Source organism: Paenibacillus sp. UNC217MF (assembly GCF_000686865.1).
GTDB lineage: Bacteria > Bacillota > Bacilli > Paenibacillales > Paenibacillaceae > Paenibacillus_B > Paenibacillus_B suaedae.
Genome location: NZ_KK366027.1, coordinates 741,029 through 765,457, shown reverse-complemented (window position 1 = coordinate 765,457; position 24,429 = coordinate 741,029). Strand labels below are relative to the sequence as shown.

General features: G+C 45.9%; 22 protein-coding genes. 19 read left to right on the top strand and 3 right to left on the bottom strand.

The features are described 5' to 3' along the window. Positions 1–7: 7 nt before the first annotated feature. The 9 genes from BP95_RS0119410 to chrA all read left to right on the top strand — a co-directional run bounded on the left by BP95_RS0119410 (position 8) and on the right by chrA (position 9,485). Positions 8–745, top strand: coding sequence for a hypothetical protein (locus BP95_RS0119410; RefSeq protein ID WP_021253899.1), 738 nt, complete (start codon positions 8–10; stop codon positions 743–745). A 31-nt stretch (positions 746–776) separates the two neighbouring features. Then, complete coding sequence (locus tag BP95_RS0119405; protein ID WP_021253898.1) at positions 777–1,556, top strand: CpaE/TadZ family protein; 780 nt, start codon at positions 777–779, stop codon at positions 1,554–1,556. Between the two features lie 3 nt (positions 1,557–1,559). Then, the gene (locus BP95_RS0119400; protein WP_028533047.1) at positions 1,560–3,482 is read left to right on the top strand and encodes an ATPase, T2SS/T4P/T4SS family; all 1,923 of its coding nucleotides are present in this window, start codon (positions 1,560–1,562) and stop codon (positions 3,480–3,482) included. After that, complete coding sequence (locus BP95_RS0119395) at positions 3,472–5,508, top strand: hypothetical protein (RefSeq protein WP_028533046.1); 2,037 nt, start codon at positions 3,472–3,474, stop codon at positions 5,506–5,508. Before BP95_RS0119400 ends, BP95_RS0119395 begins: the two co-directional genes overlap by 11 nt. A gap of 18 nt (positions 5,509–5,526) precedes the next feature. Beyond that, complete coding sequence (locus tag BP95_RS0119390) at positions 5,527–5,997, top strand: hypothetical protein (protein ID WP_021253895.1); 471 nt, start codon at positions 5,527–5,529, stop codon at positions 5,995–5,997. 99 nt (positions 5,998–6,096) lie between these two features. Next, positions 6,097–6,471: a hypothetical protein gene (locus BP95_RS0119385; RefSeq protein ID WP_021253894.1), complete on the top strand. Its 375-nt coding sequence runs from the start codon at positions 6,097–6,099 to the stop codon at positions 6,469–6,471. Positions 6,472–6,482: 11 nt separating this feature from the next. Then, positions 6,483–7,034: a hypothetical protein gene (locus BP95_RS0119380; protein WP_021253893.1), complete on the top strand. Its 552-nt coding sequence runs from the start codon at positions 6,483–6,485 to the stop codon at positions 7,032–7,034. Then, positions 7,021–7,995 carry a hypothetical protein gene (locus tag BP95_RS0119375; RefSeq protein WP_021253892.1) on the top strand — a complete coding sequence of 325 codons (975 nt, stop codon included), beginning with the start codon at positions 7,021–7,023 and terminating at the stop codon, positions 7,993–7,995. Before BP95_RS0119380 ends, BP95_RS0119375 begins: the two co-directional genes overlap by 14 nt. 266 nt (positions 7,996–8,261) lie before the next feature. Next, a complete protein-coding gene (chrA, locus tag BP95_RS0119370) occupies positions 8,262–9,485 on the top strand; it encodes a chromate efflux transporter (RefSeq protein WP_021253891.1) in 1,224 nt (407 codons plus the stop codon). A gap of 134 nt (positions 9,486–9,619) precedes the next feature. Here the strand turns inward: chrA and BP95_RS0119365 are convergent, their stop codons facing one another. Continuing rightward, complete coding sequence (locus BP95_RS0119365; RefSeq protein ID WP_081819932.1) at positions 9,620–10,288, bottom strand: thiamine diphosphokinase; 669 nt, start codon at positions 10,286–10,288, stop codon at positions 9,620–9,622. Between the two features lie 216 nt (positions 10,289–10,504). Here BP95_RS0119365 and BP95_RS0119360 point away from each other — a divergent pair, with 216 nt between their 5' ends. Beyond that, positions 10,505–10,999: a low molecular weight protein-tyrosine-phosphatase gene (locus BP95_RS0119360; protein WP_028533044.1), complete on the top strand. Its 495-nt coding sequence runs from the start codon at positions 10,505–10,507 to the stop codon at positions 10,997–10,999. 120 nt (positions 11,000–11,119) lie between these two features. Here the strand turns inward: BP95_RS0119360 and BP95_RS0119355 are convergent, their stop codons facing one another. After that, a complete protein-coding gene (locus tag BP95_RS0119355) occupies positions 11,120–11,851 on the bottom strand; it encodes an alpha/beta hydrolase (RefSeq protein ID WP_028533043.1) in 732 nt (243 codons plus the stop codon). 320 nt (positions 11,852–12,171) lie between these two features. On the opposite strand from BP95_RS0119355, the gene pdhA reads away from it, so the two are divergent. The 9 genes from pdhA to BP95_RS0119310 all read left to right on the top strand — a co-directional run bounded on the left by pdhA (position 12,172) and on the right by BP95_RS0119310 (position 23,521). Then, positions 12,172–13,239 carry a pyruvate dehydrogenase (acetyl-transferring) E1 component subunit alpha gene (gene pdhA, locus BP95_RS0119350; RefSeq protein ID WP_021253887.1) on the top strand — a complete coding sequence of 356 codons (1,068 nt, stop codon included), beginning with the start codon at positions 12,172–12,174 and terminating at the stop codon, positions 13,237–13,239. 94 nt (positions 13,240–13,333) lie between these two features. Then, complete coding sequence (locus BP95_RS0119345) at positions 13,334–14,311, top strand: alpha-ketoacid dehydrogenase subunit beta (RefSeq protein ID WP_021253886.1); 978 nt, start codon at positions 13,334–13,336, stop codon at positions 14,309–14,311. A 35-nt stretch (positions 14,312–14,346) separates the two neighbouring features. Then, positions 14,347–15,621, top strand: coding sequence for a dihydrolipoamide acetyltransferase family protein (locus BP95_RS0119340; protein ID WP_021253885.1), 1,275 nt, complete (start codon positions 14,347–14,349; stop codon positions 15,619–15,621). A 4-nt stretch (positions 15,622–15,625) separates the two neighbouring features. Continuing rightward, positions 15,626–17,044 carry a dihydrolipoyl dehydrogenase gene (gene lpdA / locus BP95_RS0119335; RefSeq protein ID WP_021253884.1) on the top strand — a complete coding sequence of 473 codons (1,419 nt, stop codon included), beginning with the start codon at positions 15,626–15,628 and terminating at the stop codon, positions 17,042–17,044. A gap of 228 nt (positions 17,045–17,272) precedes the next feature. Next, positions 17,273–17,749 carry a zinc ribbon domain-containing protein gene (locus tag BP95_RS30970; protein WP_021253883.1) on the top strand — a complete coding sequence of 159 codons (477 nt, stop codon included), beginning with the start codon at positions 17,273–17,275 and terminating at the stop codon, positions 17,747–17,749. A 296-nt stretch (positions 17,750–18,045) separates the two neighbouring features. Then, positions 18,046–18,840, top strand: coding sequence for a thymidylate synthase (thyA, locus tag BP95_RS0119325; protein WP_021253882.1), 795 nt, complete (start codon positions 18,046–18,048; stop codon positions 18,838–18,840). An 85-nt stretch (positions 18,841–18,925) separates the two neighbouring features. Beyond that, positions 18,926–19,411 (top strand): dihydrofolate reductase, encoded by a 486-nt coding sequence (locus BP95_RS0119320; protein ID WP_021253881.1) that lies wholly within the window; start codon positions 18,926–18,928, stop codon positions 19,409–19,411. A gap of 219 nt (positions 19,412–19,630) precedes the next feature. Continuing rightward, positions 19,631–21,118, top strand: a complete 1,488-nt coding sequence (locus tag BP95_RS0119315; RefSeq protein ID WP_028533042.1) for a glutamate synthase subunit beta — start codon at positions 19,631–19,633, stop codon at positions 21,116–21,118. Between the two features lie 102 nt (positions 21,119–21,220). Further along, positions 21,221–23,521: a type IA DNA topoisomerase gene (locus BP95_RS0119310; protein ID WP_028533041.1), complete on the top strand. Its 2,301-nt coding sequence runs from the start codon at positions 21,221–21,223 to the stop codon at positions 23,519–23,521. 129 nt (positions 23,522–23,650) lie between these two features. Here the strand turns inward: BP95_RS0119310 and BP95_RS0119305 are convergent, their stop codons facing one another. Continuing rightward, positions 23,651–24,409 carry an HAD family hydrolase gene (locus tag BP95_RS0119305; RefSeq protein WP_028533040.1) on the bottom strand — a complete coding sequence of 253 codons (759 nt, stop codon included), beginning with the start codon at positions 24,407–24,409 and terminating at the stop codon, positions 23,651–23,653. Positions 24,410–24,429: the final 20 nt, after the last annotated feature.

The window sequence follows — 24,429 nt, the reverse complement described above, 5'->3', positions numbered from 1 at the left end:
TAGGAAAATGACGATCGGAATATTCGTGGGCGCTTGCGATAAGAGCGATCATGTAGTGGCGCTAGCGACGTTCCTAACGAGATTAGAGGAGAAAGTGCTTATTGTTGATGCAACAACAACAAGACGGATTGGGACTGAGGCAGGTCTACTCACGCAATCTCAGCAACCTATAATGCACTGGAATGGTTATGATGTGCTGTCAGGCGCTATATCTTGGGACGATATGATTCAGTTGCTTGAACGGCATGGGAGCAGTTTGGATACTTACGAACATATTATTGTTGACACGGATCGCGCATTGTTTTGTAATGCTCAACAATGGAAGCAGATCGACACCCGCTTGCTTGTGCAAACGATGGAAAGATACTCATTGCAGAAAAACAGAGAATGGCTGCAAGCATTCCAGCAGCAATACGACGGAGATGAGGAGTTTGAATTCGTGCCCGTAATCCTGCGTTCGCTCATGCCGGATGATGAGTTTGCGTTTATGATCGAATGGTATTATTCCATATTTGAGCACCGGTGGGCTCGAGAATGTATCGCTATAGAAGAAGATGAGCGTAATTGGACTGCACGCATGTCAGACTATCAGGATGGTCAATTGCAAGCATCCAACTATCCACGTGCTACGAAGCGTGCTTGGCGCATCCTTACAGAGCATTTCACTGGTAAACTGACAGAACGTGCTTGGAAGCAGTGTTTAAGAACGCCTAAGAAGGGACGAATGAAACATGTCGCTCTGTAAACATTGGATGATTTCGTCAATCGGAAGAGGTATGGCTGGAGGAACAACAGTTGCTGCGTGTACGGCAATTAGTCTCGCTTGGCACTATCGGATGAAAGTGCTGCTCATACATGTCAAGGGCAGAGGGGAAGGAGTTGAGAAGTTATTTCCTCCCGCTTTTGATGTTACGCGCCAGGCTGGAACAGGCGGGCGGCTAATAACCCCTAACGGCTGGAGTGCACTTGCGCGTGTGCTTCGACACCATCAAGTTGAGGAAGAATCGATCTCCTCCTACATGATAAGTGTGATGAGTCGATTAGATATTCTCCCCGGTTATGACTCAGAGGAGATGGAAGATACGCTGCATGAGCATCTTTTACTTCACGTGCAGAAGCTAGTGAGCAAACGATATGATCTTGTGCTGTGGGATATGAATGAGCAGGATATTATCGCTTTGAAACTCATTGGTAAAATGAATATGCATGGTACGATTGCAGTGTTGCCGCAGAACCGATCAGAGATCCATTGCGCAATGGAGAAAGCAGGAAAAAGCGCAGATGCATTCGTGATAGGACAGTATGATGCGGATGTAAAAGTAAATCCAATGAACGTAAAACGAATGTATTCACTCCATCAGCCCTTTTTCACAACGCCGTATGCAGCAGCTTACCGCAATGCAGCAGACGATAGAATGGTGATGGACTGGTATTTGCGCCAGTCTCAGCGACATGAAAGAGGGAAACGTTGCCCTTTCATCTTAGAGAATATGAAGCTCAGCAGATATATTCTGGAAGAGTCCGGCTATCATCAAGGAAGAAAGGCAGGAGGATAGCGGATGTCAATATGGAGTTATTTAGGATTCTCAATTTTGGGTGTTTCGGTTCTATTCCTAGCGATGTTCGTTTATTGGCGCTTGTTCCGAAATCCTAGCAGACACACCTCTTATCGTACGATGGATGAATGGACATGGGACATGCTGGATCAAACAGTGAAGGATACGTTTCTAGCATGGACGAGTGATCTGCCGCTAGATTTGTATCGTAATGAAGAAGAATATTCTCGTGAAATGAAACGGCGTGTTTCTCTTCGCAAAACTCTCCGTTCATGCTGCGGTGGGGATATCGCAGATAAGGAGTATATTAAGGAATGGATTGTGGATATGCTCAAAGAGCAAATTAAGCTCAGCAAAGGCAATTCAGAACAGTTATTACCGATAGATCGACCCGAGCTTTTAACTTCACAAGACAAATTTGATCTATTACTGTACGCCTTTAAAAAGCGGTACAGCTTTGATGCCTTTCATAGGTTAATCGATAAATATGGCTGGAGTGAGCGTAAACGCATACCGATGGCACAGGGTGTTCATCAATTGCACGATGCAATTACGGAGGAAGATATCGATGCAGCATATCGGTTAGAAAGAATTCAATTCAGTTGGGAGGATCGGATCTGGATAATCGCACAGCGGTTGTATCAACGTTATAAGGGATTCTCTGTTATTGATGAGATACGCGACATGCGGATAGATGGTGTGTCAGGTGGAGTAAGTGGTATTCCAGATGAAGCCATGACAAGAGGGGGCTACTGGCAAAGTTCGAACACAGCTTCACCGACAAAGAATCAAGGGGATTTAGTTGTTGGCGGCCTACAGCGGGCATGTGATAGTGTATGGATCTTCTATAAGGGGAAGTCGATTAAACTTTCCTTCCTATCATTTGGATCGGAGGCTGAACTGCGCCGGGTATGCCACAACATATATAAATACCAGACGCCTGGATCATTAACGGAAGCGGACGGCTATCGGATCAATCATATGAAGGACGGTTCGCGTGTCGTTGTGCTGCGTCCGCCATTTGCAGAATCTTGGTCATTCTTTGTTCGTAAGTTTGATACGCAGGCTGTATCACTTCAGCAGCTTATACGAGACAAGAACGCTGAGCTTCCTACTGAATTGCTTCATTTCTTAATGCGAGGGGCAAGAGTGACCGCCATCACAGGTGCGCAAGGATCGGGGAAGACGACTCTGTTAATGGCATTAATTCAATCGATTTATGCGTTCTATCCGCTTCGAGTACAGGAACAGGCTTTTGAACTGAATCTTCGTAAGTTATATCCCAGCAGGAATATCCTTACGCTCCGAGAGACAGAGCGCATAGCGGGGCAGGCTGGTTTGGACGTACAGAAGAAGACAGACGGAACTGTACATATTTTAGGTGAGGTGGCAACGGATCCGGTTGCAGCTTGGATGGTGCAGATGGCTCAAGTCGCGAGCCTGTTCACCGTCTTCACGCATCATGCCAAGACATTTCCTGATTTGGTGCTGTCGCTTCGGAACTCGTTGCTTAAGACGGGAATGTTCCATAATGAGTCGATAGCCGAGCAGCAGGTAAGCCAAGTGATTCATTTCGATGTTCATCTCTCTCGGGATGCCGAGGGCAAACGATATATTGAGCGCATTACGGAATGTATTCCACTTCTTAATCATAACGAAGGCGAAGAAATGATTGACACACAAAGTGATGTGAACATGACATGGGATCGCTATATCGAATCCTCGCAGCGTGTGCACCGACATATGATGCGTACTCGATCCTTCACTTACCGAAATATTATTGAATATCATCAAGGCCGATATTACCTCGTGAACCCGATATCCGTGAAGCAGAGAGAAGCGATGGAAGCCGAAATGACTGCTGAGGATAAGCAGCGATTCCGCGATTGGCTTGCTCAGGAGGGAGGATATCCGGTTGCTAGTTAGCAGCTTGTTACTATGGATTGCAAGCGGGGCAATAGCTGTTTCTTTCATGTTATGGATGTTGTCTAGAAAGTTAATATCGACTGGGATTGCGGAGAATAAGGTACGTGCCCATGGAAATCAGAATGGAGTTAAGGCCCTCACACAATTGTATAAAAAACTGTTGAGGGATGTCTATCGTTGGAGCATGAGTGTTCCTGTGCTCAAAAAGAAGACGGCGTCACTCCGACAACAGCTTGCACCGTTATACAGTTATGACGAGTGGCTATTGCGTGAGCGAACAGCCTCCATACTGCTAGGAAGTGGAATAGCGATTCTCATTGCGCTCTCAATATTCGTCTCCTTCGATCAAAATCTGCTGTCATGGATCATGCTAATTGTTGTACTTAGTGTGGCGGAAAGTCTATATCGTGATGTTATGATCACACGTGCCGAAGTGAAGCTTCTTCATTTATCCTCCATGTCGATTGGGCACATGCGACATGCCTATCATCGGTACAAGATGGTGGATGCTGCACTAGAAGATACGATTGAACGCGCGCACCCGATGCTCGTACCACATTTACAGCGTATTGCGAAGTTGATTAGCGATCCCGATTCCGATTCCGCTATGGCTGCTTATGAGGAGGCAGCTCCGAATCGTTATTATAAGATGCTTGGAGGCTTATCCAAGTTGGTAGCTGAGTATGGTGATCCGAAGGGAACAGCTGGGTCTTCCTATTTGAAGGGACTTGCCATGATAGTTCGTGAAATGCAAACAGAGCTCGTTATGCGTGCACGGCTCGATTATCTGCTTGGGGGATTAAAAGCAATTGCCGCTATTCCTGTCCTTTTCACAGATCCACTGGAAAGGTGGGCGACGACCTATTTTCCGTCCATGGAACTGTTTTATCATTCGAAGCTTGGTTGGTGTCTGCAACTAACCGTTTTCTGTTCCGTCTTGATGTGCCATCGCATATTACAACAGCTTCATTGGAGAAGCGCGATGGCTGAGGATCAATCACAGCGAACTGGGTGGATCAGAAGAGTACTGGAGCAGCGAATCATTCGAAGATTACTGGATGTCTGGGTGAACAGTAGGCAGATTGGGTCACTTAAGCGTGCTCAGCGCTTATTACATGAAGCAAACGAATCGATGACCTTAGGGCATTTCTATGGCCATCGCTTCATACACGCGATCGTAACTTGTGGAATCTGCTTTGTGTTAATTGTCTCATTGCACTTGGGATCTACGCAATGGATATGGAATCAGCTGAATACCAAATCGCTAGAAGCGGGACTAAGTATGGAGTTAACTAAGCAATGGATACTAAGTTCCAACCCAGAGACAGGCAATCACGGACTTCAACTCGCTCTGAAAACTGCGATCTTGAAGGAACACCCAGACTGGAGCTATCAACGAATCGAACAATCGACGAAGTCGCTCGTACCACTTGCTATTTATCATCGTGAGATGAAAGTTTCATGGTGGGAAGTTCTGCTTCCATTCACCGTTGGGTGGGGTGCATATTATGCATTTGTTATGATTCTACGGATCCGTATTCGGATTCGACACTTGGATATGCGTACAGAGATCAGTCAAATGCAGTCTCTTTGCATGCTGCTGCGTGCTTTCGAGCGGATGACGGCTGAATCGATGATGGAGTGGATGAGTCGCTGCACGACTATGTTCCGCCGCCCTTTACAATTGTGTCTGCTTAATTGGGAGAGTGGTTCGGATCATGCGCTACAACAGCTGCGAATCCATGCGTCATATCCAGACTTCGTCAGGCTTGTGGACAAGCTGGAGCTAGCTCACAATCATATTCCGCTTAATGAGGCGTTCGATGATGCAGAGCAAGACTGGTTCTATGAACAGGATATGCTTAGACAGCATTATGAGACAAGTATCGAAGCCAAAGCAGGCTGGGGAAGGTGGCTGGGCTTCGCTCCGATGTATGCCTTAATTTTTTTGTATCTCGTGGTACCCCTTGTATGGATGAGCGCAGAGCAAATGCGTTCTTCCTTTGAACAAATCCGATCTCTATAACAAAGGAGTGTATAAAGTATGAATAATGCCCAATCTGCATTGAAGGTGGCAGCAGGGATTTTCCTTACCATTGCACTAATTACAATTGTTGTGTTGTTGTTCGTTAGTGCGCAGGAAGCGACAAAAACGGCTCAAAATGAATTTTCATCGATCCAGACAGAGTTAAGCAAGGCATCATTTACGGTTTATGATAATACATCGGTTAGCGGTTCTCAGGTCATTAATGCAATACGTAAATTTTTCAAGCAAGATCAATTCGGGATTCGTGTTGTAACTGGTAAAAATCGTGCAGGAAAATCGGATGGAAATCATTATGGATATTACGTGCTGCCGAACGGTGAGATTGCGGGGAACAATCGAAATGACAGCATAGATTTGGCATTGAATGAATCATCTGATAACTACGTGAATCCTAGCGGAAAGTTTAAAGCAAAGCTAATCGTGGACTCCAGCAACGTAACAAGAGGGATTGTATTTGAACAGCAGTAGGATTCGGGGTGTCACCCTGAGTTTTCTTATATACATATCTCCACTGTGGAATTTTGGGAAACTTATATTTTGACATCAGTGCTTGAAAAGGGAGGCAGTATGCATAATGCGAGTCGAATAGCTGAACTAGCAGTAGCATCGATACTGTTTTTGGTCGCATTGACGGGGGCCTTACAACTCATTGGAAGTACGTCCTTTACGATTCGACAAGTAGATTATGCCAATCAAGTGAAGGATCGGAATGTTAGAGCTACGATGGAGCCTATACGATCTAAGCCATTAACGGGAGCTGATGTCATTCTATTTATCAGTCAGTTGAGGGAGAATGTTGAGCTTGAGGTTGAAGGCATGAGCGTCAAATCTCCAATCCCCCTTGAGAATATTCAGTTCAATTCGATATCACGAACGAAACAATATCATCTTCATATCGAACGAAATGAAGATGGAGACATCCGTAAAATGATCTTCAGGTAGGAGGTAGCTGATTGGGCAATGCAGTAGTTAAGCTGCTTGGTGTGATGATAGGAGTGCTGCTGCTCTTTCTTTACCCGATATTAGAATCATATCAGCGGCAGGATGACCTAGCTGCGATGTATGTGCAGCGAAGTGCATCTACATTCTCAGATGCCGTAAGGGATAAGGGAGTGATCACTCCTGTCATGTGGAATGATTTTATGGCGGAAATGGTGAAGACGGGTAATGTATATGAGGTGGTTGTTGAGCATTATGAGAAAAAGTATGATCCGATCTATAGGGATCCCGTTCAAGTCAATACATTTACTGGGGACTTTCTAATCCGTTACCAACTAAACAATAAAGTGATGCTGATGGAAAAGCTGTTTCCGGGAGATGGACAATCTGTTGAATCTCCGTCCCGTACGTATAAGCTGAGCATTGGAGATTATTTCTATGTGTCCGTAAGCAATACGAATCGAACACGTGCGGCTATGATTTTGGACTGGCTGACAGGCTCATTTGGCCCAACTGAACGGATTCGTATTCCTGTCGGAGGAATGGTTCGAAATGAAAGTAGTTAAATTTTCAATACTCTTTGTTCTGATCTGTTTCCCTTTGTTTTGGGTGAATAAGCTACAAGCAAGAGAGGAAGCGAGCAAGCTGCAGCTTGAACTGAAGTATAATGACGCTATGAATCAAGCCGTTGATGATGCAGCCCGTACACTGCAGATATCTGCTGTGTGGAAGGAGACGGAGGAAGGATATGAGTCACAGAAGCGGCTGGAACTGCGTCGTAATGATGCGGTTAATTCATTCTTTATGACGTTATTTCTTAACTTTGGTTTATGGAATGAGGAGAAAAAGCAGGATGAATTGAAACGATATATTCCGGTGATTGCAATCATTGGCTATGATGGTGTTGATATGTATGCAGAGGATGATTATATCGGCCGTAATGGTGAATCCCAGATGCAGCATGTATGGAAGCCGAAGTTACCTTATGGGTTTATGGATCAAGGTGGAAATGTGATCGGATTTACGTTAGATGACTATATTACCGTGTATCGTCCATCATCGGGGAGCTGGCTTGCAGGATATCAACGGGAGTTAAAAAGCACGGCTTCAGATGTTCCGATACTACAGGATGATCAGTTATTTGATGCGGTAAGACGTACGACAATCGTAGATACCATTCAACAAGCGCTGGCCAACACCATCAATGAACACAACGAACGGGCTTTACGAAATGGTGTTTCCTATACATTCACCTTGCCTTCCATTTCAGATGAAGAATGGCATAATACCATCAACGACGTGGGTGTTATGGCCTTCATACAAGGGTTTCCTTTAGGCTTTTCTTCGTATAATCATTATGCTCTCGGCGGCTCACGGCTGCTTAAGAGAAACAATTATCATGGCGTAATCATGAATGGCATTAAGTATGCATTCCCCGAAAAATGCGCTCCATCGAATGCTTTGGAATCCTATCATTCATCAGCTGATGCGGCCAAACAAGGATATTTTTTGAAATCATGTCCCTAATGAGATTTCAACTTAATAGGGGTCTTTGCTGTAATACATATCGCAAAGCGACGTTTTAATGAGCCGTCCTGAAAACAGCAGGGCGGTTGTTTGTTTTACTGTAAATTTGCTGGGCTGCTTCTGATTCACAAATTTAAACGCAGTTTGCACAATAATAAGATTATGTAAATCTATTGCTTCAATTCGGATGGTACCTCATCATATAAGAAATGAAGGAACAATGAAGATATATTCGTGCGAAATAGAAGAGGAGTAACAGGAATCGGATGAGAACCTATTGGCATGGAGTTAGAGAAACATTTGTGACCGCATTGCGGCTAGGATTGACTTCTTTTGGAGGGCCGGCTGCGCATATAGGCTACTTTCATAAAACCTATGTACAGCAGTTGAAATGGTTAGACGATCAGCAGTTTGCTGAATTGCAGGCGATTAGTCAAATGCTTCCCGGCCCATCCAGCAGCCAACTTGGAATTGGAATAGGTATGAAGAGAGCTGGATGGCTTGGAGGGGCGATGGCGTGGTTGGGCTTCACGCTGCCGTCTGCTTGTCTGCTTGCCTTATTTGCCTTCGGAATTAGTTGGCTGCCCAATCAAGATCCTGGGTGGCTGCAAGGATTGAAGCTTGCGGCAGTTCCGATTATTATTCAGGCGTTATGGGGAATGAATAAACAATTGACACCTGACGCGCTTCGAAGAACGATCGCAATTGTTGCCGCAATTCTATCCCTTCTTCTTATCGGCGTTTACGGACAGCTCCTTATTATGGGGGGTTCACTTGCTGCAGGTGTCGTCCTATTCCGAAATCGGGCGGAAATTAGCGAACCAGCGATCAGGACCAATCAAAACCAATATGAGTGCATTGAAGAAGGGAAGTCAAACATTTCACGTACATTTGCAAAATGGATGACTCTGTTATTTTTCGGACTGCTTATCGGGTTGCCAATGCTGGCGTATTATATACCAAGTGTAGTGACACAGCTTATGGAAGTCATGTATCGTACCGGGTCAGCGGTGTTCGGTGGCGGACATGTTGTCCTTCCTGTACTGAAGCATGAACTGATGACGGCAGGGTTGCTGGATGATTCTTCACTGCTCGCAGGGTATGGGGCAGCACAAGCAGTACCAGGGCCTTTGTTTACATTTGCAGCATTTGTAGGTGCTTCTATTCATTCAGGTGGATTTGGAATCGTCCTTGCCATCGTTGCTACTTTATTTATTTTTCTCCCTTCTTACCTGCTAATGGGGGCAGTACTCCCTTATATGTCGCATGTTCGGCAATGGAGTAGTGTTCGGGCAGCTTTTCAAGGGATCAATGCCGCTGTTGTAGGGTTGCTGCTTGCAGCACTTTACGATCCTGTCCTCACAACATCGGTAACGAGTCCGATTCACATGTGTATCGTGCTAATTGGTATATTATCACTAATTGTATGGAGGCAATCGCCCTGGATTACCGTTCTGCTGTCAGCCATGCTAGGTATGCTGTTGTTGTAAGCGGTGATGTAAAGATTATTTACAAATAAAAAATACGCCATTCGAACGTTCGCAGGTAGTTACATCATAGAACGATTGAATGGCGTATTCCTTTTACGAATGACACTTTGACAGAGATTGAAATCCACTTTATATTAATCGCGACTGCAAATAATTAAGAGGTAGCCTTCTCGCACACGAACCGAAGCAGTATCACCGTCATCCCATTCGTTGCTTATTCCTAGGGATTGTCCAATCTGCAGGGTTGCATCATGAAGCGGGTACTTAAATCCAGTTAACGTAATACCAGTTACCGTTGAGCTCAGTGGTAGCAATGATACATACGGGAAGGAATTCGTCTGTAATGTAACACTCGAATTCGTTAGCATAATGATATTGTGTTCGTCAACGATTTGACACTTAATTCCTTCATCGACGGCTTTGCGCAATAAATGAATATTAGATAGCGTATGATCAAGTCTCGTGCCGGTTACGCCGAATAGCGTAATTTGCGTTGGTTTCATTGCGAGAGCATGATTGAAAGCAAGTTCGGTGTCGGTATAATTTTTATCGACGGCGTCACAATCCATGTATTTCCGGCTCGAAGCGCGGATATGCTCCCGTTCATCCTCTGTTACGGAGTCGAAATCTCCTAAGGCCTGATCGGGAATAATATTGTGCTGTACCAGATAGAGAGCTCCTCGATCAGCGCCGATGATGTAATCCATCGTACGAATCTGGTCTGCTATTTTCTCGGAAATGGTTCCACCCGCTACAATGGCAATATGAGCGGGTGTTGAAGTAACCTGTTGATCGTTTGACAACGTTATGACCTTCCTTTATATCGCAATAAGTATGATGACAAGTTGAATCCCTCCCATTATATCGAAATATGAATGGGGAACCAAATAAATATATCCATTTGCAATAAATAAAGACTGCCGATACAATAAGTGAATCTTAACAGGATATACACCTTACATAATGAAATACTAAGTAAGGCAAGAAGCTAAGGTATATAGAAAAGGGAGGGATGTTACGTGGCTGAAAGTACGAAGGTGAACGTGTTGTTCGTATGCCTGGGAAATATATGCCGTTCTCCTATGGCTGAAGCTGTATTCCGTGAGCAAGTGGAGCAAGCAGGCTTAAATCAGGTGATTCAGGTGGATTCAGCAGGTACAGGGGATTGGCATGTTGGTCATCCTCCGCATGAAGGAACTCGCAAGCTGTTGGACGAACACGGGATTACTTATGAAGGGATGAGAGCACGACAGCTTCATCCGACAGATTTTCAAACCTATACGTACATCGTATGTATGGATCCGAGCAACGAACAAAATGTGCTGGCTTGGGAAGGGTCGGACAACAGAACCTCTGAAGTTCTGCGATTTATGACTTTGCTTCCTGAAGAGAATCGTGAAGAGGTGCCTGATCCGTACTATACAGGCAACTTTGAAGAAGTATATCGTTTAGTTCAAGCGGGGTGTGTCCGATTGTTAGAGCGGATTAAAAAGGAACATCCTTTCATGTCATAAAATATTTATCGGTTTGATGAAAAGTAGTGACATACATCCTTGTATGCCACTACTTTTTTTGTGTTTAATAGGGGTGATCCCCATCAATGCTTGTATGCTCATATGGAAATAGACAAGCAGCTAGTCAAGAAAATGACGAAGAGCATCTGGGACGTGTTTTTGCCAGAATCCCCACAAATGATGCCCTTCATGCTCGGCATAGAGAACATGAGCATTTCGATCCGTAAACAGCTTGTGTGTATTCCGATTTAATTCAACAAAATTATAAGTCCCTGTATCGGTTGTGAACGCAGTCTCTTGTAGACCGACGATCATAAAGAGATGCAGCCATGATAGATCCTGCTCCTGCGCGATAAGCTGCTGCGAGTATGGGTAGTAGGCGCCGGACAAGGAGATTACCTGACGGAATTTGTCAGGATATTTTAGCGCTAGGTGTAGGGAAACAGTGCCACCGAGTGAATCACCTGCGAGCGTGATTTCCGTCCAATCTGTACGTACCGGATACATTCGCTCAATTGCAGGTACAATCTCTTCTGCAAAGGCGCGAGTATAGGATTCAAATCGTTCTCCATCCGGGGAATACTCAGAAGTACGGATTTTCTTATTCACATCAACTCCAACGATGATGAATGGCTCCATGTCACCTTCGATAATGAGCTGATTCGCGTGTGTCGCAATGCGACCAAAATTAAAGAAATCTTCTCCGTCCTGACAATAGACAACGGGATAACTGAGTATTTCCTGATATCCTGGCGGCAAATAGACGCGAACGTGACGACTGCCTCCTTCAAGAAATTTGCTTGGAATGTCGTGTTTTACAATGGTTCTCTTGAATATTGAAGAATCTGACATGCATAGCACCGCCTTATGCAAAATTTTATCAATGTTGGTGAATACTAATTTCGATGGTCTTGATTAGGGACTCACTATAGGAAAGAAATAAGAATCTTTGACTTTCTACTATATAATGTCCGCGAACAAGTATCGACTATGTGAGTGAGTTCACAAATTTGTAACACCCTGTTATAGTCCGAAACAACAGCTGTTATAACAACAATTCAACAAAATGTTCACTTTTTTCGCGTTTTCTTTTGACCAATCGACTAAAACAGGTGTATAATAATTCTATAACAGCGAAACAAAATCTTCAAACTTTTATTGAGGTGAAAAACATGAGCAAGTTCCCATTTGAAGTTCAGACGGAAGAGATTCAACCGTTGTCCGTCTTGTCTCCGGAAGGAGAAATTGTTAACCCGGATATGGTTCCGGATCTGACTGACGAACAATTGAAAGAAATCATGTACCGTATGGTATTTACACGTACATGGGATGATCGCGCAATCAACCTTGGCCGTCAAGGCCGCCTTGGTTTCTATGCACCGGTGTCCGGTCAAGAAGCTTCCATGGTAGGTAGCGTATATCCATTGCAAAAAGAAGACTTTGTTGTACCAGCATATCGTGACATGCCGCAAATCGTATGGCACGGATTGCCTTTGTACCAAGCTTTCTTGTACTCCCGTGGTCATCAACATGGTGGACAAATTCCAGAAGGCGTTAACGTAATGATGCCGCAAATCATCATCGGCGCGCAAATCTTGCACGCGATGGGTATTGCAATGGGCTTCAAGTTGAAAAAGCAAGCACAGGTTGCAATCACATACACAGGTGACGGCGGTTCTTCCGAAGGCGACTTCTACGAAGGCTTGAACTTCGCAGGCGCATTCAACTTGCCAGTTATCTTCTTCGTACAAAACAACGGCTATGCAATCACAACTCCATTTGCGAAACAAACAAATGCGAAGTCGATCGCTCATAAATCCGTTGCAGCAGGTATCCATGGCATGCAAGTAGACGGCATGGACGTGCTTGCCGTTATCAAGGCTGTTCAAATCGCTGCAGAACGCGGACGCAAAGGTGAAGGCGCAACGTTGATCGAAGCGTTGACTTACCGTTACCGTCCACACTCCATGGCGGACGATACTACAAAATATCGTACAAAAGACGAAGAAGCAGAATGGGCAATCAAAGATCCACTCGTGCGCTTCGGCAAATACTTGGAGAAAAAAGGTCTTTGGACAGAAGAAGACACAGCTCGCGTAAAAGATGAAGCAAAAGCAAAAGTGAACGAAGAAATCAAACGTGCTGAAAAAACAGAGAAAATGACTGTTGCAGGCTTGATCGACAGCATGTTCGAAACAACTCCGAAATTCTTGGAAGAGCAAAAAGCGGATTTCCAATAATTCGGACAGCGTTCTGAAAGTTAACGGGCCTCGTTGATGCGAGGACAACGATTCCATATATGGTTCTGTGATAACGGTAAGGAGGAAACAAGCAATGGCACAAATGAATATGAAAGAAGCAATTCGCGACGCAATGCGCGTTGAATTGAAAAGAGACCCTAATGTTGTGGTCTTTGGTGAAGACGTTGGCCATGTCGGCGGTGTATTCCGTGCGACTGAAGGTTTGCAAAAAGAATTTGGTGAAGAGCGTGTATTTGATACTCCGCTTGCAGAGTCCGCAATCGGCGGTATGGCAGTAGGTTTGGGCGTTCAAGGCTTCCGTCCTGTTGCTGAAATCCAATTCGTAGGTTTCATCTATGAAGCACTTGACCAAATGTGCGTTCAAGCAGCACGCATGCGCTTCCGTTCCGGCGGCCGCTACAACTCGCCAATCGTATTCCGCACACCATTCGGTGGCGGCGTAAAAGCTGCAGAATTGCATACAGACTCCCTTGAAGGTTTGATGGTACAAACACCAGGTATCAAGGTTATTGTTCCTTCCAACCCTTACGATGCAAAAGGATTGATGATTTCCGCAATCCGTGACAATGATCCAGTATTCTTCATGGAACACTTGAACTTGTATCATGCATTCCGTGATGAAGTGCCAGAAGGCGAATATACAGTTGAAATCGGTAAAGCGAAAGTTGTTCGTGAAGGTAAAGACGTAACAATTCTTGCATACGGCTTGATGGTTCACACAGCAATGAAAGCTGCTGCTGAACTTGAAAAAGAAGGCGTGCAAGCAGAAGTTATCGACCTTCGCACATTGGCGCCGCTTGATATCGACACAATCGTTGAGTCTATCAAGAAGACGAACCGCGCAATTGTGGTACAAGAAGCGCAAAAGACTTCCGGCGTAGCTGCAGAAGTTATTGCACAAATCAACGAAAAAGCGATTCTTCACTTGGAAGCACCTGTACTTCGCATTGCAGGTCCAGATACAGTGTATCCTTTTGCACAAATCGAAGATCAATGGTTGCCATCACCAGCTCGTATCGTAGCAGGCGTCAACAAAGTATTGAACTTCTAAGATAGAACCGGAACAGAGAGAAGGAGGATTTTACTGTGGCTAAATTTGAGTATCGCTTCCCTGAACTAGGGGAGGGCCTTCACGAAGGCGAAATTATCAAAATGCACATTAAAGCAGGAGACAAGGTAACTGATGATGATATCATCATGGAAGTACAAAACGATAAAGCTATCGTTGAAGTTCCTTGCCCTGTAAATGGTACGGTATTGGAAGTATTCGCGAAAGATGGTCAAGTATGCCATATGGGCGAAGTAGTAGCGATCATCGACGCTGAAGGTGAAATTCCTGAGCAAGATATGCCAGAAGAAGCAGCTCAAGAGGAAGCAGCTCCTGCACCAGCAGCAGCTGAAGCTCCTAAAGCTGAAGGCGTAGCAGCAGCACCTAACCGTGATGTACTAGCAACTCCAAGCGTTCGCAAGCATGCTCGTGATCTTGGCGTGAACATTGCTGAAGTTCCTGCTACTGGCAAGAACGGCAAAATCACTCGTGAAGATGTAGAAGCATTCGCTAACGGCGGAGCACCTGCAACAGCTCCAGCAGCAACTGAAGCTCCTAAAGCTGAAGAAGCGAAAAAAGCAGCTCCAGCGGCAGCAGCAACTGGACGCGATGCTGAAGAAGAGCGTGTACCATTCAAAGGTATCCGTAAGGCGATTTCGAATGCAATGGTTAAATCGGCTTACACAGCTCCACACGTTACAATCATGGACGAAGTGGAAGTTGGCGAGCTTGTTGCATTCCGCACACGCTTGAAGCCAATGATGGAGAAGAAAGGTACAAAAGTAACTTACCTTCCATTCATCGTAAAAGCACTCGTTGCAGCTTGCCGTCAATTCCCTGCGATGAACGCAATGATCGACGAAGCAAACAACGAAATCGTGTACAAAAAGTACTACAATATCGGTATCGCAACAGATACAGACAACGGCTTGATGGTTCCTGTAATCAATGATGCAGATCGTCGCAGCATCTGGATGATCGCTAACGATATTAAAGATTTGGCTAGCCGCGGTCGTGAAGGCAAACTTGCTCCGAACGAACTGAAAGGCAGCACAATCACAATCACAAACATTGGTTCCGCTGGCGGTATGTTCTTTACTCCAATCATCAACTTCCCAGAAGTTGCAATCTTGGGTACAGGCCGTATCTCCGAGAAGCCAGTTGTGAAGAACGGCGAAATCGTGGCAGCGCCAGTTATGGCATTGTCCCTCAGCTTCGACCACCGTCTGATCGATGGCGCGACAGCTCAAAACTTTATGAACTACATCAAGCAACTGCTTGCTAATCCTGAGTTGCTTGTTATGGAGGTGTAACCAAATGGTAGTAGGAGACGCATCTTTGAACATTGACACTTTGGTTATCGGGGCAGGCCCTGGCGGTTACGTGGCAGCGATTCGCGCTGCCCAACTCGGCCAAAGCGTACTCATCGTAGATAAATCCGAACTCGGCGGTGTGTGCTTGAACCGCGGTTGTATCCCATCCAAAGCGCTTATCAGCGCTGCACACCAATATGAAGTAACACAACACGCTTCTGCAATCGGTATTACTGCAGAAAACGTAAAAGTGGACTTCACAAAAGTGCAAGAATTTAAAGGCGGCGTAGTTAAGAAATTGACTGGCGGCGTAGGCGCTTTGTTGAAAGCTAACAAAGTTCAAATCTTCAAAGGCGAATGCATGTTCATCAATGAAAATGAAGCACGTGTCTTCAACGATCAAGAAGCACCGCGCTATAAATTCAAAAACTGCATCATCGCAACAGGTTCCCGTCCAATCGAATTGAAGCCTTTCCCATTCACTGGACGCATCCTGTCTTCGACAGAAGCTTTGGAATTGCCAGAAGTTCCTAAGTCCATGATCGTTATCGGCGGCGGCTACATCGGCGCTGAGCTTGGTCAAATGTACTCTAAGTTCGGTACGAAAGTAACAGTTATCGAAGGCGCGGACATGGTTCTTCCTGGCTTCGACAAAGACATGACACAACTTGTATCGAAAAACATGAAGAAATCCAATGTTGAGATCTTCACTGGTGCGAAAGCAGAATCTGCTACACAAACAGACAAAGACGTTACTGTGAAATTCACAGTTGGCGGCGAGTCCAAAGAAGTGACAGCTGACTACTTGCTCGTAACAGTTGGTCGTCGTCCGAACACTGACGGTGAGCTTGGTCTGGACATGATCGGCGTGAAAATGACTGATCGCGGCTTGATCGAAGTTGACCATCAAGGACGTACAAGCATTCCGCATATCTTCGCTATCGGCGATATCGTTGCTGGCCCTGCATTGGCTCACAAAGCTTCTTACGAAGGTAAAGTGGCTGCAGAAGCAATTGCTGGAATGCCTAGCGTTGTAGATTACAAGTGCATCCCTGCAGTATGCTTCACAGATCCAGAGTGCGCAAGCGTAGGCTTGTCTGAATCCGAAGCGAAGGAAAAAGGCTTCAAAGTTAAAGCTGGTAAATTCCCTTATGCAGGTAACGGTCGTGCGTTGTCCCTCGGCGGCAGCGTTGACGGTTTCGTGAAGATCGTATCCGATGCTGACACAGGTATCGTCCTCGGTTCTCAAATCGTAGGTCCTGAAGCATCGAACTTGATCGCGGAAATGGGCTTGGCAGTTGAAATGGCTGCAACTGTAGAAGACTTGGCGTTGACAATCCACGCTCACCCAACACTTGGTGAAATCGTGATGGAAGCTGCTGAAGTTGTTCTTGGTCACCCAATCCACACAGTAGGTAAGTAATCCCCTCTCTCTCTCTGAGGGTTCTGTATACGTTCTGTTACGGTTCTGTTTATATATTGATTTGCTTTTGCCCTTGCAGCAGCGCTGCGGGGGCTTTTTTTTACCGAGATGTGAATAGTACTGGTTATGTAAGGTGATTCATGTAATAAACAGAGATGTTTTTCTCTATATTACTAATATCTAAAGTTATCATGATCAGTACTCATTTACGGAATGGAGAGGATTACGGTGAGCAGTTTTTTTGATAAATTAAAGCAAGGTGCAGCGGAAGCAGGAAAAAAAGCACAGTCCACAATAGAGGTAAATCGGTTGAAATTTCAAATCTCTTCAAAGGAAAAAGAAATTACGGGTATCTACAGTCGTATGGGAGAATGTGTGTATCATGCCATGCAGAATGGGACAATAGAAGAAATAAGCGATCAACTGCTGCTGTTTAGTGAACAGATTAATCAGAAGAAAGCAGAAGTTCAGGATGTTGAAAATCGGATTCGTACGGTGCAGAATGAGAAACTGTGTCCGTCTTGTAGTAAAGCTGCTACATTAGATACAAAGTTCTGTTCAGGCTGCGGACATCATTTTGTAGGGCATTTTTCAGAAGAGGAAGTTGTAGATATAAAAGTGATGGTTGTATGTCCAGTGTGTCAGGTAGCAAGTGATAAAGGGTCGAGCTTCTGTGCGGAATGTGGTCATAAATTCGAAGAATAACGATAAGACATTCTGTACGGTTTGCCCATTGTGAGTCAATGGGGTGAACGTTATTTTAACGTTGGGTATTTCGTGAATTCTATCTTTTTTCTTATCCGGGCATATGATGGCCGGATTTTTCTTTGATTAAGCTTACATTTTCGAGAGAGATTCAATGAACGTCTAGCAAATCGCAGATTCGTAACCGATTAACATGATAATGATAATGGAATGGGATACCGATGATTTTTTTACTCTGGAATGGTACACTAGGTAAGATACACTTCAGAACGGTAAGGAAAGAGAGTGAATAGAGAATGAAATCATATTTGGCATTATTGCAGGATATTTTGGATCATGGCGTGAAAAAAGAAGATCGTACAGGCACAGGTACGATTTCCGTATTTGGTCGCCAGCTTCGATTTGACCTAAATGAAGGATTCCCGCTCGTGACGACGAAGCGTCTGCATCTTCGTTCGATCATCCATGAGTTGTTGTGGTTCCTTAGCGGCGATACGAATATCGGCTATTTGAAGGAGAACAAGGTAACGATTTGGGATGAGTGGGCGGACGAGAACGGTAATCTTGGCCCTGTATACGGCTCGCAATGGCGGAACTGGGAAACGAAAGACGGTCGTACGATTGACCAGATCGCGAATGTGATTGAGCAAATTAAGACGAATCCGGATTCCCGCCGGTTGCTCGTATCCGCGTGGAATGTAGGTGAGGTCGATCAGATGAAGCTGCCTCCATGCCATTATTCCTTCCAATTCTATGTGGCAGATGGCAAGCTGAGCTGCTTGTTGAACATGCGCTCTGTGGATACATTCCTTGGTTTGCCTTTCAACATTGCAAGCTATGCGCTGTTAACGCATATGGTGGCGCAGCAATGTGATTTGGAAGTAGGCGAGTTCGTCTGGAGCGGTGGAGACGTTCATATTTACTCGAATCATCTGGAACAGGTGAATACGCAGTTGCAGCGCGAGCCATTGCCGCTTCCGAAGCTGGTCATTAAGCGCAAGCCAGAATCAATCTTTGATTACCGCTTTGAGGACTTTGAGTTCGAAGGCTACGAATATCATCCAGCAATCAAAGCGCCTGTCGCTGTGTAATCGATGGTTGTTGTGCAATAACGCGCACGAATATTACATTCGACTTCTGTGACTCTGCTAAGAACGATCAAAGGAGGAATTGAAATTGTCGATTACGATGATATGGGCGATGGACGAACAACGGCTTATTGGCAAGGACAATGGAATGCCGTGGCATCTACCGAATGATATGAAGTTTTTCCGAGAGAATACAAAAGGCAAAACCGTTGTGATGGGACGCAAAACGTACGATTCGCTGAACGGAGCACTGCCGAAACGGCGCAATCTTGTCTTGACACGCAACCCAGAGTGGTGTACAGATGACGCTGAGGTTATCTCGGACATCACTTCCGTGCTTGAGCTTGCTCAAGATGAAGAAGTGATGATTATTGGCGGAGCCCAAATTTATAATTTGTTTATGCCGTATGCGGACAAGCTGCTTGTTACGCGAATCGCGCAGACATTCGAGGGTGACGAGCATTTCCCAGAATACGATGAGCGTGTATGGGAGCTTGAGTGGGAAGAGCCAGGAATCGTTGATGAGAAGAATGAATACGATCATCTGTTCCAATCTTTTGTACGCAAAAAATAATTGAGATCGTAAATGTGTTGATGTGATATTGTGTGAAGAAATGCAAATGATTTGTTCATGACTCCATTGGAATATAGGCGTAAATTGAGTAGGATAGGTTGAAAAACATGTCGAAGAGTGCAATGAATGTCTGCATGGAAATCCATGAAACCGCAACAAAAGAATGACCAATCAACCTTACTCATACAAATATACGGATGGACGGATGGAGGAAATCGCATGTCAACACCTACTGGATTTATGGAGTATCGCCGTCAGATTCCGGCTGATCGCGATCCATTGGAACGGCTTAAGGATTGGGAAGAGTTCCATAAGCATTTAAGTGAAGAAGAGCTTCGCACACAAGGCGCCCGCTGTATGGACTGCGGAACCCCATATTGTCATACAGGTATTGAAATGACGGGAGGAACATCAGGCTGTCCTGTGCACAATTTGATTCCAGAATGGAATCAGCTCGTGTATCGAGGGTTATGGCAGGAGGCACTTGAGCGCCTGCATAAGACCAATAACTTCCCTGAGTTTACAGGGCGTGTATGTCCTGCACCATGTGAAGGCTCTTGTACGGTAGGGCTAATTGGACAGCCTGTTACGATTAAGACAATAGAAGAAGCTATCATCGAACGAGGATTTGAAGAGGGCTGGGTGAAGCCCGATCCTCCAGCTCAGCGAACAGGTAAGCATGTGGCTGTTGTAGGATCAGGTCCTGCTGGCCTAGCTTGTGCCGCGCAATTAAATAAAGCCGGCCATTCCGTAACCGTCTTCGAGCGTTCAGATCGTCTTGGTGGCCTCCTCACGTATGGGATTCCAACGATGAAGCTGGAGAAACAAGTTGTAGATCGCCGCATTCAGCTATTGGAGGCGGAAGGCATTCAATTTGTGACGAATACGGAAATCGGCAAGGACATCCCAGCTGATCAGTTAGTTGCCTCTCATGATGCGGTAGTTTTATGCGGAGGCGCAACGAAGCCGCGTGAGTTCCAAATAGAAGGAAGCAATTTGCACGGAATCCACTATGCGATGGATTACTTGAATGGTACGATTAAGAGCTATCTTGACTCCAATCTGGAGGATGGTCAGTATATTAATGCCGAGGGCAAGGATGTGATCGTCATCGGAGGCGGAGATACTGGAACAGATTGCGTTGCAACTGCGCTCCGTCACGGGTGTAGCAGTGTTACACAATTTGGTACGCATGCGAAGGCTCCGCTAGAACGAGATGCAAGTACAAATCCTTGGCCGCAGTTCCCGAACGTCTACACGCTGGACTATGCCCATGAGGAAGCCAAAGCCTTATATGGCAGAGATCCTCGTGAATTCTCCATCATGACAACGAAGTTCGTCGGTGATGAAGATGGACAGGTGAAGGAACTGCATACGGTGCAGATTGAACGGATTGTCGATGAGACTGGACGGAAAATTTATCAACCGATTCCCGGTACGGAACGCGTATTCCCGGCACAACTCGTGCTGATTGCGATCGGCTTCGATGGGCCGGAACAGACCATTGCAGGGCAACTCGGACTGGCAACCGATCGTCGGACGAATGTGAAGGCCGACTATGGCAAGTATGCGACGAATGTAGGTAAAGTATTTGCCGCAGGAGATATGCGCCGTGGACAGAGTCTCGTCGTATGGGCGATCAATGAAGGACGAGAGGCTGCAAGAGAAGTGGATCGATATTTGATGGGAACTACACTATTGCCTTAAATGTGAAAGTAGTGAATAATAGAACATAGTAACGTTAGTAAGAAGCTGCGCTTATTCTCACATGCGCGGCTTCTTCTGTTGTGTATGGAAAGAGGTGGTAGGATGAAGACACTTGTCGTGGCTGAGAAGCCTGATATGGGACGCAACATCGCTTCTGTCATCGAGCCAAAGGGCCGTAAGCACCGAACACATATTGAAGGAGATCACTACATTATTACATGGGCAATCGGCCATTTGCTCGGATTAGCAGAGCCGCAAGCCTATGATGCGAAATATAAACGATGGAACTTCTATGATCTGCCGATTCTACCGAACAGCTTCAAGATTGTGGCGGAACGCCGCACGAAGGATCAGTTGAAAATGATCGGGGAGTTGGCGAAACAATGCGATACAATCGTGAATGCGTGCGATGCCGGGCGGGAGGGGCAATATATTTTCGCCCTAATTCAACAGCATTACAAATGGAAGCAGCCCGTTAAGCGCTTATGGATATCCGACCTGACAGCAGACACGATTCGCCGAGGATTCGAAGAGATGAAGGGTGCAGAGTATTATGAAGGGCTTACAGCTGCAGCAAGAGCCCGAAGTCAGGCAGATTGGATTATTGGGATGAACGCTTCTCGCGCCTTTACAACGAAGCACAAGGCACTATTGTCGGTTGGACGCGTTCAGACACCAGTCCTTGCGCTTATTTATGACCGGGAGCAGGAGATTGCGGCGTTCCAATCCGAATCCTATTATGAGGTTACAGCTGTATTTCAGCAGGGAGATACAACTTATAAGGGAACTAGACAGGGCGACCGAATTACGGACGAGCAAAAGGCGACTGAGATTGCTGACAAAGTGAGAGGGAAGAGCGGACGAATTGCCGACTACCAGATCAAAGAAGGCAAGGAGTATCCGTACAAGCTTTATGATTTAACACTGCTGCAGCGGGATGCTAACGCGCGTTTTGGATTCTCGGCGAAGAAGACACTGGATATAGCCCAAGCATTATATGAGAAGCACAAGGCGATTACGTACCCGCGGACGAACTCGAACTATGTGACGGAGCAAAATATTGGTGGCATGCATCAGGCGCTCAAGATGCTAATGAGTATGCCGGGTTATGCGGACTTGGCGGCGCAAGCAGAACCGAGTCGGGTTCATAAAAATAACCGCAGCGTGTGCAACCCAGACAAAGTTGAGGATCACCATGCCATTCTGCCAACGACGAAGCGCCCGGGCACCTTATCGCCTGAAGAAGGCAAAATCTACGACTTAATCGTTCGTCGCTTGCTGGCGCACTTCTATCCAATTGCAGAGTATACACTTTATACGGTGTTAACCGAGGTCGAGCAGGAATCATTCAAGACGAGCATGAAGCAATGGCGAATACGGGGGTGGAAGCTCCTATATGATCATGATAAGGAGAAGTCCCGCACTAAGCGTTCGAAAAAGAAAGATGAGGATGAAGGGGATTCTCAATCATCCTCGGATCAAGTAGAGGAACTTAACGATACGGAGCAGTTCAACCTAGACAAGAATCAGCCTGTGCATTGTCGCGAAGCGGAGATGGCTGCCAAGGCAACACAGCCGCCAAAGTCTTATACAGAGGGCACATTGCTGAAGGCAATGGAAAGCGCAGGGAAGCAGCTGGATAATGAAGAGCTGCGTGAAGTAATGAAGGATGCAGGGCTGGGAACCCCTGCGACGCGGGCGGCGACAATTGAACGGCTGAAGCAAGTCGGATATATCTTGATGACTGGCAAACGTCTTACACTCGCAACCAAAGGTAAGACAGCTGTTGAGCTGATTCGCGGGGCAGGGGTACATCTTCTAACCTCACCAGAGATGACAGGGCAATGGGAGAGACGATTAACGCAGATTGCCAGAGGAGAGGCATCGGAAGATGTATTCATGGAAGCTGTGCGCAAGTTCACGCTTCATGTCATTGATTGTGTCGGCAAGCAAAGCCCTGTATCAGCCGAAGTTCTAGCATTGATCGAATCGGACAAGTCATCCAAGGGGAGAGGCAAGCCGCAAACCAGCGCCAAGACATCGAAGAGCTCCAAAGTGAAGGGTTCGGCGACGCAAGCTTCTGGTTCTAGCCGCTCATCAGAAGGAAGCGGACAACATGCAGCACCTGAAACTTTCGGCATATGTCCTCGTGAAGGCTGTGGCGGTACGATCATTGAAGGGCGCAAGGGGTTCGGCTGTTCGAACTATAAGCTAGGCTGCAAGTTCGTTGTGTGGAAAAAGCAGTTGGCTACAGGGAAGACGATATCTCCGGTGATGATGCGTGAGCTATTGGAGAAGGGAAGCACGAAGAAGCTTAGCTTTACCAGAGGAAGTGCAGCGGTGAAAGGAAGATTGGTTCTAGCCAATCGATCAACTGGGGATTTGAAAGTGGTTGAAGAATAGCGGAACACGAATATTCGTTTCTCCATTAGAAGCATACATGAAGAAGCCATATGCCCGCCCCATAGGGTGGAAACGAGACAGCATGGCTTCTTCATGTTGTGTTCCGGATTGAACTTGGGTCTGCTTGATCTAGCTCAGCTTGGAAGCGAGCAGCCATTCCTCGATAACACGAGGTACGTCAGCAAGCTTCTCTAAAGTATACAGTGCTCCTTGGGGCTCGATCTCAATGTCAATGACGTTGTAGAGCCACTCATTCGGACGCTTTAAATAAATGGCATGAAGTCCAGCTAAGAGGGCGGGCTGCACATCTGTCCGTACGGAGTTGCCGATCATCCATGTATTGGCAGGTGAGAAGCCTTGCTCCTTCACAATCTCTGCTAATGCTTCAGCTGTCTTATGCTGACGAATGAAGATGCGATCTCCGAAGTAGGCGGACAGCTTCATTTGGTCAATCTTGCGCTGCTGGATAACAGGCTCGCCGCCTGTATACAGGTACAATTCATGACCTTGATCACGAAGCAGTTCTAGTGTTTCAACCATTCCTGGATAAGGCTCAATTTCCATGTCATACACGCTAAGTCCGAGCTTCCAGAGCTGTTCCTTCTCCTCTTCAGAGGAATCTCTGCCTGTCAAGTTGCACAAGTGGTCGTACGTATCAATGAAGGAACGAGGGAAATGCTCGCTCTGAAACCCGTTTTTCTGTACGCCAGCGATGTCGAACTTAGATTGGACGGACTTGATTTCTTGCGCGCTCATGTTCGATGAGTTGAACCAAGTCGTCATCGTATCCAAAAATTGATGAATGACAATGTCAAAGTATTTGTTGCAATAAATGAGCGTGTCGTCCATGTCGAACAGTATTGTTTGTTTTGGCATTGATGTAGTCAATGTGATTTCCTCCTTGCGCC

What these genes read in the sequence shown, in the direction of transcription:
- BP95_RS0119410 (WP_021253899.1), top strand. Translation starts at nt 8, where the DNA reads ATGACGATCGGAATATTCGTGGGCGCTTGCGATAAGAGCGATCATGTA.
- BP95_RS0119405 (WP_021253898.1), top strand. Translation starts at nt 777, where the DNA reads ATGGCTGGAGGAACAACAGTTGCTGCGTGTACGGCAATTAGTCTCGCT.
- BP95_RS0119400 (WP_028533047.1), top strand. Translation starts at nt 1,560, where the DNA reads ATGTCAATATGGAGTTATTTAGGATTCTCAATTTTGGGTGTTTCGGTT.
- BP95_RS0119390 (WP_021253895.1), top strand. Translation starts at nt 5,527, where the DNA reads ATGAATAATGCCCAATCTGCATTGAAGGTGGCAGCAGGGATTTTCCTT.
- BP95_RS0119385 (WP_021253894.1), top strand. Translation starts at nt 6,097, where the DNA reads ATGCATAATGCGAGTCGAATAGCTGAACTAGCAGTAGCATCGATACTG.
- BP95_RS0119375 (WP_021253892.1), top strand. Translation starts at nt 7,021, where the DNA reads ATGAAAGTAGTTAAATTTTCAATACTCTTTGTTCTGATCTGTTTCCCT.
- chrA (WP_021253891.1), top strand. Translation starts at nt 8,262, where the DNA reads ATGAGAACCTATTGGCATGGAGTTAGAGAAACATTTGTGACCGCATTG.
- BP95_RS0119355 (WP_028533043.1), bottom strand. Translation starts at nt 11,851, where the DNA reads ATGTCAGATTCTTCAATATTCAAGAGAACCATTGTAAAACACGACATT.
- pdhA (WP_021253887.1), top strand. Translation starts at nt 12,172, where the DNA reads ATGAGCAAGTTCCCATTTGAAGTTCAGACGGAAGAGATTCAACCGTTG.
- BP95_RS0119345 (WP_021253886.1), top strand. Translation starts at nt 13,334, where the DNA reads ATGGCACAAATGAATATGAAAGAAGCAATTCGCGACGCAATGCGCGTT.
- lpdA (WP_021253884.1), top strand. Translation starts at nt 15,626, where the DNA reads ATGGTAGTAGGAGACGCATCTTTGAACATTGACACTTTGGTTATCGGG.
- thyA (WP_021253882.1), top strand. Translation starts at nt 18,046, where the DNA reads ATGAAATCATATTTGGCATTATTGCAGGATATTTTGGATCATGGCGTG.
- BP95_RS0119315 (WP_028533042.1), top strand. Translation starts at nt 19,631, where the DNA reads ATGTCAACACCTACTGGATTTATGGAGTATCGCCGTCAGATTCCGGCT.
- BP95_RS0119310 (WP_028533041.1), top strand. Translation starts at nt 21,221, where the DNA reads ATGAAGACACTTGTCGTGGCTGAGAAGCCTGATATGGGACGCAACATC.